Here is a 3375-nt window from a genome sequence, read left to right on the forward strand (position 1 = left end):
GGGCCGCACGCGGGGCCCGCGCGGCCGCCGGTCAAGCAGCCGGTCGCGACCGGGTACGGCGGCGCCGTCTCCACCGTCGACCCGGACGCCAGCCGCGCGGCCCTGGACGTCCTGAAGCGCGGCGGCAACGCGATGGACGCGGCCGTCGCCGCCGGCGCCGCGCTCGGCGTCACCGAGCCGTACGTGTCCGCGATCGGCGGGGGCGGCTACATCACCTACTACGACGCGCGGACGCGCCGCGTCTACGCCCTCGACGGCCGCGAGTTCGCGCCGAAGCGGATGAGGCAGGACTCCTTCATCGACCCGGCCACCGGCAAGCCGCTGCCGTTCGACCAGGCCGTCACCAGCGGGCTCGGCGTCGGCGTGCCGGGCACGCTCGCCCAGTGGGACCTCGGCCTGCGCCGCTTCGGCACCCGCGACCTCGGCGCCCTGCTGCGTCCGGCGATCAGGCTCGCCGACCGGGGATTCGTCGTCGACCAGGAGTTCCACGACCAGACGGCGGTGAACGAGGCCCGCTTCCGCGACATCGTCCCCACCCGCAGGCTCTTCCTGCCGGACGGGAAGGTGCCCGAGGTCGGCTCGGTGTTCCGCAACCCCGACCTCGCCGACACCTACCGGCAGCTCGCCGAGCGCGGCATCGACTGGTTCTACGAGGGCGGGCTCGGCAGGGAGATCGCCAGGACGGTCGCCAGGCCGCCGGTGGACCCGGACGCGACCCGGAACGTCCGTCCCGGCCTGATGGAGCCTGGCGACCTCGCCGCCTACCGGGCCGTGGTCCGCAAGCCCACGCACGTCCCCTACCGGGGGATGGACGTGTACGGGATGCCGCCGTCGTCGTCCGGCGGCGCCACGATCGGTGAGGCGCTCAGCATCCTGGGCAACTTCCGCCTCGACGCGCGCGACCCGGTGACGGCCCTGCACTACTACCTGGAGGCGTCCAAGCTCGCCTACGCCGACCGCGGCCGGTACCTCGGCGACTCAGACAAGGTGGACGTGCCGCTGGAGGAACTGCTGTCGGCCGGGTTCGCCCGCGAGCGCGCCTGCCTGATCAAGCCGGACCAGGCCGCCCCCGCGCCCGTCGCCCCCGGCTCGCCCGACGGGATCTACGAGCCGTGCATCCCGCCCGGCACGCAGACCCGCGCGCTGGCGTTCGAGGGCCCGCAGACCACCCACCTCGTCGTCGCCGACAAGTGGGGCGACGTCGCGTCCTACACGGTGTCGATCGAGCAGTTCGGCGGCAGCGGCATCACCGTCCCCGGGCGGGGCTTCCTGCTCAACAACGAGCTGACCGACTTCTCCTTCCAGCCGCCCGCGCCCGGCCAGGCGCCCGACCCGAACCTGCCCGGCCCGCACAAGCGCCCGCGCAGCAGCATGTCCCCGACGCTCGTGCTGAAGGACGGGCGCCCGAAGCTCGCGCTCGGCACCCCCGGCGGGTCGACGATCATCACGACCGTGCTGCAGATCCTGATGAACCGCATCGACCTCGGCATGGACCTGCCCGCCGCGCTCGACGCGCCCCGCGCGACGCAGCGCAACACCCCGCTCGTGTACGCCGAGCAGCCGTTCATCGACCGGTACGGCCGCGGCCTCGCCGCGCGCGGGCACCGGCTGGAGGTCTTCCCCGGCCCGCCCGCGGGCGTGATCGGCGCCGCGACCGGGCTGGAGTTCCTGCGGCCGGGGCTCGTCCAGGCGGTCGCGGAGCCGGTCCGGCGGGGCGGCGGCAGCGCGCTGGTCGTCCGCCCGGTCCGGTGACCCGCCCGATGACCGGCCCCGCGCGGGCGTGCGCGCACGGTGAGCGGGAAGGAGTCGGGCCATGGCGCACTCATACGTGCAGGTGACGACCACGACCGACTCCCGGGCGGAGGCCGCCGAACTGGCGCGGTCGGCGGTCGCCGAGCGGCTCGCCGCCTGCGCGCAGCTGGTCGGCCCGATCGCCAGCACCTACTGGTGGGAGGGCGAGATCGAGTCGGCGGAGGAGTGGATGGTGCTCTTCAAGACCTCCGCCGACCGCTTCGACGAGCTCGCCTCGCTGATCACCGAGGTGCACTCCTACGACACCCCGGAGATCATCGCGACGCCCGTGGTGGCGGGCAGCATGGACTACCTCGCCTGGATCACCGAGCAGACCGAGCCCGGCGAGCGCGACGAGGCGGTGGAGGATCCCGCGGAGGACTGACCGCGGCCGCCGCCCCTTGGCCGTGTGACCTGCGTCATGGCAGGGTAAGTTCTTGTTTACCCTGGCCGGACGGGTTTCGCCCGGTCGAGGCGGCGGATGAGAGGCGGTCGATGTGCGCGAGTCGAGCGAGGTGGGAGCGGACCGGGGCCTGTTCGGGCCCGGCTCGGTGACCTGGCGGGTCATGGGCGAGCCCGTGCTGATCGTCGGGGGGATCAGGGCGCTGCTGCTGCAGGCCCTCCATCCCCGCTCCATGTGGGGGACCGCGCAGAACTCCGAGCTGATGGACCCCTCGGCCGCGTGGGCGCGGCTGACCCGGACGGTCGAGTTCGTCCGCGTCCGCACCTACGGGACGGAGGAGGAGGTCGAGCGGGTCGGCCGCCGCGTCCGCCGGCTGCACGCCAAGCTGACCGGCCTCGACATGCGGACCGGCGAGACGTTCCCGATCGACGACCCGGAGAACCTGCTCTGGGTCCACATGGGCGAGGTCGATTCCTACCTCGACGTGGCGCGCCGCGCCGGCGTCCCGCTGACCGACGAGGACGCCGACACGTTCGTGGACGAGCAGCGCCGCGCCGCCGAGGTCGTCGGCCTCGACCCGGCGGACGTGCCCGCGACGGTCGCGGAGATGCGCGAGTACTACGAGGAGATGCGGCGGAGGATCTACGCGTGCCGGGAGGCGCGCGAGGGGCTGCGCCGCATGTTCAGCCCGGCCGTCCCGCGCAACCTGCTGCCGCTGAAGCTCGCCGCGCCCGCCGTCGGGACGCTGACCGTCGCGACGCTGCCGCGCTGGGCGCGCCGCATGTACGGGCTGCCGGGGCTGCCGACGTCCGACCTCGCGGCCACGCTGACGTTGAAGGGCCTGTACCAGACCACGCGGGTCGTCCCGGAGCGGTACCGGTACTCGCCGGACGCGCGGCGGGCCAGGCGCCTCACGCGCGAGCACGAGACGGGCCTGGCCACCTGGTCGATCGCGTCCTGAGCCGGCGCCTCACGCCATCGGCGGCGGCGCGTCCGCGTCGTCGTGCCGTACCCCGTGCATGGGCAGCAGCAGCGCCGGGACGATCAGCAGCGCGGTGAGGATCAGCGCGACCCAGAACGTGCTGCCGAACGCGTCGGCGAGCTGGGGCGCGACCTGCTGCCGCACCTGCTCGGGGATCGCGCCGACCCCGCCTCCGCCGCCCCCGCCGGCCGCCTGCGGG

Annotated in this window: 3 protein-coding genes and 1 pseudogene; 3 read left to right on the forward strand and 1 reads right to left on the reverse strand. The window is 74.4% G+C overall.

What is annotated here, in order from left to right:
* The 3 genes from ggt to E1284_RS39630 all read left to right on the forward strand — a co-directional run.
* The coding region (gene ggt / locus E1284_RS39620) for a gamma-glutamyltransferase (RefSeq protein WP_243715028.1) at window positions 1–1752 on the forward strand (1752 nt) is incomplete at its 5' end.
* Window positions 1753–1813: 61 nt separating this feature from the next.
* The gene (gene cutA, locus E1284_RS39625; protein WP_131945269.1) at window positions 1814–2176 is read left to right on the forward strand and encodes a divalent-cation tolerance protein CutA; all 363 of its coding nucleotides are present in this window, start codon (window positions 1814–1816) and stop codon (window positions 2174–2176) included.
* Between the two features lie 112 nt (window positions 2177–2288).
* On the forward strand, window positions 2289–3155 hold the full coding sequence (locus E1284_RS39630) for an oxygenase MpaB family protein (protein WP_243715029.1): 867 nt from the start codon (window positions 2289–2291) through the stop codon (window positions 3153–3155).
* 9 nt (window positions 3156–3164) lie between these two features.
* Here the strand turns inward: E1284_RS39630 and E1284_RS42215 are convergent.
* Window positions 3165–3375, reverse strand: a pseudogene (locus E1284_RS42215) (hypothetical protein); the annotation flags it as partial.

The organism is Actinomadura bangladeshensis (genome assembly GCF_004348335.1).
Classification (GTDB): Bacteria; Actinomycetota; Actinomycetes; order Streptosporangiales; family Streptosporangiaceae; genus Spirillospora; species Spirillospora bangladeshensis.

Coding starts and splice junctions, on each gene's coding strand:
- cutA (WP_131945269.1), top strand. CDS start 1,814: ATGGCGCACTCATACGTGCAGGTGACGACCACGACCGACTCCCGGGCG.